Source organism: Clostridium sp. HV4-5-A1G (assembly GCF_900184915.1).
Lineage (GTDB): Bacteria > Bacillota > Clostridia > Clostridiales > Clostridiaceae > Clostridium_B > Clostridium_B aromativorans.
Map to the genome: position 1 here is coordinate 1 of NZ_FXYI02000175.1, position 7,172 is coordinate 7,172.

The window sequence follows — 7,172 nt, forward strand, 5'->3', positions numbered from 1 at the left end:
ATATAATTTAATTATAAAGAGCTGCTGCACAATTAAATTTGTGCAGCAGCTTATTTTACACTTTAATATCAAAAATACTATTACAATTCTGAAATTACAGCATTGGTGAATTCATCAGTAGTTGAATTTCCTCCTAGATCAGGGGTTATATACTTTCCCTCTTTTAACACATTTTCCACTGCCCTTTCAATTCTATCCGCAGCTTCACTTTCATGTAAATATTTCAACATCATAACTGAAGACAATATTATAGCAGTAGGATTCGCCTTGTTCTGTCCTGCAATATCAGGAGCTGAACCATGGGCAGGCTCAAATACAGCTCGCTCTTCTCCCATGTTGGCCCCGGGAACTAGCCCCAGTCCCCCTACCAGTCCGGATGCCAGATCAGACAATATATCGCCATACAAGTTTGGCATTACAAGCACGTCATATTTTTCAGGATTCAACACCAGTTTCATGCTCATGGCATCTACTATCACATCATCAAATTCTATATCATCATATTCTTCAGCTACTTCTCTGGCAGTTCTTAAAAAAAGTCCATCTGACAATTTCATTATATTGGCCTTGTGAACTGCGGTTACTTTCCTTCTTCCATTATTAACCGCATATTCAAAAGCTGCTTTTACTATTTTTCTGCTGGCATTCTTGGATATTATCTTCACACTTTGTGCTGTCTCATCATTTACCATAAACTCTATTCCCGCATATAGATCCTCAGTATTTTCCCTGAATATAACCAAATCAACATTATCATACCTGGACTTTACCCCTTCATACGTTTTTATAGGCCTTATATTGGCATATAAATTCAAACTTTTTCTCAAGGTTACATTTACGCTTTTGAAACCTTTCCCCACTGGCGTGGTCACGGGACCCTTCAATGCCACTTTGTTTCTCTTTATACTGTCAATGACCTTCTCCGGAATAGGAGTGCCATATTTATCTATAAAAGCCGCTCCAGCTTCAGCTATATCCCAATCTATATCCACACCACTGGCATCTATAATTTTTGTTGCCGCTTCACTAACCTCTGGACCTATACCGTCGCCCGGAATAAGAGTTACTCTGTGTCTGTGCTTCATAAAATCAATTACCCCCTAATATGTCGAATTTTATAGACTATTCCTTTTCATCAAATTTATCAATCCACCATATTTTATCATATTTCTCTGCCTTTGGGTAACATCAAATAGCATATTATATTCTTTGTTCTTTGTCTTGTTTTTCACTATGATTGTATCACCGTCAATTTGTTTGAGCATATCTCCCATTTCAAGTTCATCCATTACATCTATCTCTTCATAATCCTTCACATTTTGAAAAACCAGAGGAAGTATTCCATTATTTATAAGATTCTGCCTGTGGATTCTAGCAAAAGACCTCGCAAATACTGCCTTTATTCCCAGGTAAAGAGGAGCCAATGCCGCATGTTCTCTGCTGGAACCCTGTCCATAATTTTCTCCCGCCACTATAAAACCCCCTGAATTTTTCTTTGCCTTTGCGGGAAATTCTTCATCGCAGGGTGTCAGACAGTAATCAGACAAGTATGGGATATTGGATCTATAGGGCAGCAATTTTGAATTAGAAGGCATTATATGATCTGTAGTTATATTGTCTCCTACTTTTGTAAGCACTTTTCCATTCAAAACATCTTTCAGTGGCTTTGCCACAGGAAATGGCTTTATATTAGGTCCTCTTACCACTCTGACATCTTCTCCGGCCCTGCTGGGATCAACTACCATATTGTCATCTATTAAAAATTTTGCAGGCATTTCAACTTTAAAAGGCGTCCCCATCTGTCTTGGATCCGTAATATAACCTGTCAATGCAGAAACAGCTGCAATTTCCGGACTTACCAGATATACTTTTGCGGACTTAGTACCTGATCTTCCCTCAAAATTTCTGTTAAAAGTTCTGAGAGATACAGCACCAGTAGAAGGTGATTGCCCCATTCCTATACAGGGTCCGCAGGCACTCTCCAACACTCTTGCACCTGCCTCTATCATATAGGACAATGCTCCATTTTGGGACAGCATGGTCAGAACCTGTCTTGAACCCGGAGATATGGTAAGAGAAACATCTTCACTTACTGTATTTCCCTTTAATATATGTGCCACTTTCATCATATCCACATAAGATGAATTGGTACAACTCCCTATACATACTTGATTTACTTTAACATCTTCCAATTCTGAAACAGCAACCACTTTGTCCGGACTATGCGGACATGCTACCATAGGTTCCAGGGATGATAAATCTATTTCCATCTCCTCATCATAGCTTGCATCTGCATCCGGTTCAATAAAAGAAAAATCTTTTTCTCTCCCCTGAGCTCTTAAAAATTCACGAACTACATTATCACTGGGAAATATTGATGTAGTGGCACCAAGTTCTGCTCCCATATTGGTTATGGTTGCCCTTTCAGGAACAGACAGTGTCTTTGCTCCCTCTCCAACATACTCAAATATCTTTCCAATTCCACCTTTAACACTGAGCCTTTTTAACATCTCCAAAATTATATCCTTGGCTGTAATCCATGCTCCCAATCTGCCTTTTAAATTAACTTTGACTATCTTAGGCATATTCAAATAATACTCTCCACCGCCCATGGCCACTGCTACATCAAGTCCGCCTGCTCCAATGGCAAGCATTCCTATCCCACCTGCTGTAGGAGTATGGCTGTCGGATCCCAAAAGAGTATCTCCCGGTACTCCAAACCTCTCCAGATTAACTTGATGACATATCCCATTTCCAGGCCTTGAAAAATATATACCATGCTTTTTTGCTACAGTTTGAATATAAGCATGATCATCTGCATTTTCAGGACCTGACTGTAACATGTTGTGATCTATATAGGCTATGGATTTCTTGGTTTTTACCCTATCTATTCCAAGTGCTTCAAACTGAAGATAGGCCATAGTGCCTGTAGAATCCTGGGTAAGAGTTCTATCTATTTTTATTGCAATCTCCTCTCCTGGTATCATTTCACCTTTAACGAGATGATTCTTTATTATCTTTTTTGCTGCGTTCAATCCCACATAAATCCCTCATTTCCGCAAATATTCTATTCGACTGATTAACTCGCTCTCTCTTCATTCTTTCTCATAACTTCCGGCATCAACTCTTTTACCAGCAGCTCAAGCTCATTGTTTCCTATCATGGTAGTTCTTCCCGACTTATATTGTTCATCTACCCATAATTTTATATCATTAATTCTCTCATCCTTCTTATCAACCCTATCGTCACCCTTCAATCTATAATAGGTATTGATCCAAGCTGCAATTCCTGCATGTCCTGAATATTGATTTACAGCTACAACAATTGGCTTTCCCAAAATTTTGTCCGTATCAAAAGCATTGTAGATCTCTTCATCTTTTAATATACCATCTGCGTGTATCCCCGCCCTGGTTTCATTAAATTCTTTACCGACAAATGGAGTTCTTGTAGGTATATCATATTTCATTTCTTTACTGAAATACTGCGCCAATTCCGTTATAATATGCAAATTCATATTTCCAGTATTGCCTTTTAATTGTGCATATTCAAATACCATGGCCTCCAGGGGACAATTTCCCGTTCTCTCGCCTATCCCCAGGAGAGACGTATTTACAGAAGATGCTCCATATAACCAGGCAGTTGTAGAATTATCTACTACACTATAAAAATCATTATGCCCATGCCATTCTATCATATCTGAAGGAACTCCACAGATAGTTCTAAGCCCATGAATAATTTTCTGGACACTTCTTGGGACAGTCACTCCATTGTAGGATACACCCAAACCAAGAGTATCACAGGCTCTTATTTTCACAGGAATATTGGCCTCTCTAGACAGTTCCATCAATTTAGTTACAAGAGGAACTACAAATCCATAGAAGTCAGCTCTAGTAATATCTTCCAGATGACATCTGGGGTAAATTCCATTATTCAACACCTCTCTAACTATGTCCAAATACATGTCCATAGCTTCCTGTCTTGTCATTTTGAGTTTTTTGAATATATGGTAATCTGAACACGACATAAGCATTCCAGTTTCTCTAATCCCCATCTGCTTCACCAACTTGAAATCTTTCTTATTGGCTCTTATCCAGGAAGTCACTTCAGGAAATTTATATCCTTTTTCAATGCAGGCTTCAGCTGCTTTCCTGTCCTTTTCTGTATATAAGAAAAATTCCGTCTGTTTAATTATACCAGAATTATTGTCCAATTGATGAAGATAATCAAAAATTTTTATTATCTGCTTACTTGTATAAGGGGGCATAGACTGCTGTCCATCCCTAAAAGTTGTATCTGTAATATATATTTTTTCTGGAATATCCATAGGAACTTGTACATTATCAAAAACTACTTTTGGGACTTCATCATAAGGAAACATATCTTTATAAAGATTAGGGCTGTTTACATTGTCCAATTTATAATTGGCTGAATTATTTTTCAATGAAATCATCTCCTTGGTTTAAAATATTGGATCTATAATTTTAAATGGATTTTTGAATTATTATTATTTACTCATTTCATATGTAACTTTTATTTTTATATGTATTTTAAATATCCATTTTAATAATTACAGTATATTAACTTGTTTAATAACAAATTATCTATATTGTAACACTTTTATTTTCCATTAGCAAATAGATATTTTTATTTTTGCTCTAATTGAATGATCTCATTTATTTTATGCAATTGTCCTATAAAATAGGATTTTTTATTGTACATATTGGACCTATGAATATTTCTGGCAAAATTAAATTAATTAAAACCATATTTTTTATTATTTTAGCCAATATTTGCACTAAAAGCTAAATTATTTATTCAATATATATGATAATTGGATATGATATAATAGATAGGTAATATTTACGAACTCATCAATAGAATTCTACAAGGAGGAATCGATTTATGTTAAAAACCATTTTATTTTATTTTATTTTTATTCTCTATATGATTGGTACTGTAACAAAAAAAATCAAATTGGAGGGAATAAAAAAAACAGGAGACAAAGAACAAGTTGAAAATTATATATATGTTGCTGTAAAAAATTGGGCAAATTTCATTTTAAATCTCGTAAATGCCAGAATTAAATTGGAAGGAAAAGAACATTTGCCGCAGGTTCCCTGCCTTTTTGTCGCCAATCATCAGGGGTTTTTTGATATACCAATAATAATCTCATCCCTCAATAGAACGGTTGGATTTATAGCTAAAAAAGAAATCACTAAAATTGGATTGCTTACTTATTGGATGCGGCAGATAAACTGTGTCTTCATGAACAGACAAAATATTCGGGAATCCATAAAATCCATAAATGAAGGTATTAAAATTTTGAAAAGCGGACACAGTATGGTGGTATTTCCAGAAGGTACCAGAAGCAAAGGACCTAAAATAGGTGAATTCAAAAAAGGCAGCTTAAAATTGGCTTTAAAATCCAAAGTGCCCATAGTTCCCATTGCCATAGATGGAAGCTATAGATTAAGAGAGGGTAATAAACACAGCATACTAAAACCTGCAGATGTGAAAATGACCATATGTGAACCCATATATATCGATAATATGTCAAAGGAAGAGCTTTCAAACTTGTCAAATATTATAAAACAAAAAATATCCGAAAAAATATACCTTAAAGGCTAATACATTTTCCAAATAACTAAAGGAGCTGTTACAATAGTGAATTTCATAAAAAAACATTTAAACATGATAAGTGTATTCCTGGCAGTACTTTTTCTACTCTCTGGGTGTACCAATAGTACCAGCAATGTATTGAATTCAAAAGTTAAATCATCTCAAATCATAGTACATTACATAGATGTAGGGCAAGGTGACAGCGAGCTTATTCAAGTAAACGGTAAAAACCTTCTAATAGATGCAGGCCCAAATGACAGTAAAGATAAACTAATGTCCTATTTAAGGAAACAAGGTATAAAAAAATTGGATTATGTAATTGCAACTCATCCAGATGAGGATCACATAGGTGGCATGAGTTCAATAATAAGAAAATATGACATATATAAATTCTATGCTCCCAAAAAAACAGCTAACACCATAACCTTTGAGAGCATGATAACTGCATTAAGAAATAAGAATATGAAAATAAACGTTCCAATTCCACGTGCCACTGAATTGAATTTAGGTAAAAAAACCACAGCTGAAATAATAGCTCCAAACAGCACTATGTATGAAGACACCAACAACTATTCCATAGTTTTAAAAATCACCTACGGAAATACTAAATTTTTATTTACAGGCGATGCTGAAAATAAGAGTGAAGACGAAATGATAGATAAAAATTATGATCTCTCGGCAGATGTGCTAAAAGTTGGACATCATGGAAGTTCAACTTCCACTTCAGAAAAATTTTTAGATAAAGTCAACCCTAAAATAGCTATAATAAGCTGTGGCAAAAACAACAAGTATGGTCATCCTACTAAAAATACAATAAATAAACTTAAAAGAAAAAACATACAGATATACAGAACTGACGTAGATGGAACTGTGCTGCTTATAAGCGATGGCAACAAGATAAGTAAAGAATAATTTATGTAAGAAAGTATTATTCGATTTCATTAACGATGCACGTTAATGAAGAGCTTCAACCCTTGTCGGAAATCAGTCCTATTAATTAAGTACTGTTACATAATAAAAAGCAGACCAAAATTTATTTGGTCTGCATAATTAACATTTTAAAAAATAAAATGGCTCCGTGGAGAGGGCTCGAACCTCCAACCCTTCGGTTAACAGCCGAATGCTCAACCATTGAGCTACCACGGAACAGCTTTATCTGGCGACGACCTGCTCTCCCACAGGGCCTCCCCTGCAGTACCATGGGCACTGTGAAGCTTAACCTTCCTGTTCGAAATGGTAAGGGGTGTTGCCTTCACGTTATTGCCACCAGATATTTTTACCGAAAATTACTACTAACTTCGCATTCCTTCGTCAAGTCTTTCGCTGCGGTGCTCACTTACATGAGTAAGCTCTGCTCCTCACTCGAGTCTTTCCTTGAACTGCTCGCTATTATCAATTTTCTTGACATATTACCTTATTATTACCAAAGGTATAAATCACTACTCCTCAGCTTCAGCTGAGTGAGTTTAGAGAACCCTGTTCTCTCAAAATTGCACAGTAAATATCTCTTCCATGTCTTCTTTTGGTCAAGCCCTCGACCTATTAGTATCAGT

Annotated in this window: 5 protein-coding genes, 1 tRNA gene and 1 rRNA gene; 2 read left to right on the top strand and 5 right to left on the bottom strand. The window is 35.9% G+C overall.

The features are described 5' to 3' along the window. Positions 1–80: 80 nt before the first annotated feature. The 3 genes from J5G60_RS15070 to J5G60_RS15080 are packed head-to-tail and all read right to left on the bottom strand — an operon-like array spanning position 81 to position 4,450. Positions 81–1,085: an isocitrate dehydrogenase (NAD(+)) gene (locus J5G60_RS15070; protein ID WP_150358757.1), complete on the bottom strand. Its 1,005-nt coding sequence runs from the start codon at positions 1,083–1,085 to the stop codon at positions 81–83. Positions 1,086–1,115: 30 nt separating this feature from the next. Further along, positions 1,116–3,041 (bottom strand): aconitate hydratase, encoded by a 1,926-nt coding sequence (locus J5G60_RS15075; protein WP_150358756.1) that lies wholly within the window; start codon positions 3,039–3,041, stop codon positions 1,116–1,118. A 38-nt stretch (positions 3,042–3,079) separates the two neighbouring features. Further along, entirely contained in the window at positions 3,080–4,450 is a 1,371-nt protein-coding gene (locus tag J5G60_RS15080) for a 2-isopropylmalate synthase (RefSeq protein WP_150358755.1), read from the bottom strand. A gap of 452 nt (positions 4,451–4,902) precedes the next feature. On the opposite strand from J5G60_RS15080, the gene J5G60_RS15085 reads away from it, so the two are divergent. Further along, on the top strand, positions 4,903–5,628 hold the full coding sequence (locus tag J5G60_RS15085; protein WP_150358754.1) for a lysophospholipid acyltransferase family protein: 726 nt from the start codon (positions 4,903–4,905) through the stop codon (positions 5,626–5,628). 36 nt (positions 5,629–5,664) lie between these two features. After that, entirely contained in the window at positions 5,665–6,531 is an 867-nt protein-coding gene (locus J5G60_RS15090) for a ComEC/Rec2 family competence protein (protein WP_150358753.1), read from the top strand. Between the two features lie 159 nt (positions 6,532–6,690). Here the strand turns inward: J5G60_RS15090 and J5G60_RS15095 are convergent. Beyond that, positions 6,691–6,765 (bottom strand) — tRNA-Asn (locus tag J5G60_RS15095). 8 nt (positions 6,766–6,773) lie between these two features. Continuing rightward, a 5S ribosomal RNA gene (rrf, locus tag J5G60_RS15100) occupies positions 6,774–6,890 on the bottom strand. Positions 6,891–7,172: the final 282 nt, after the last annotated feature.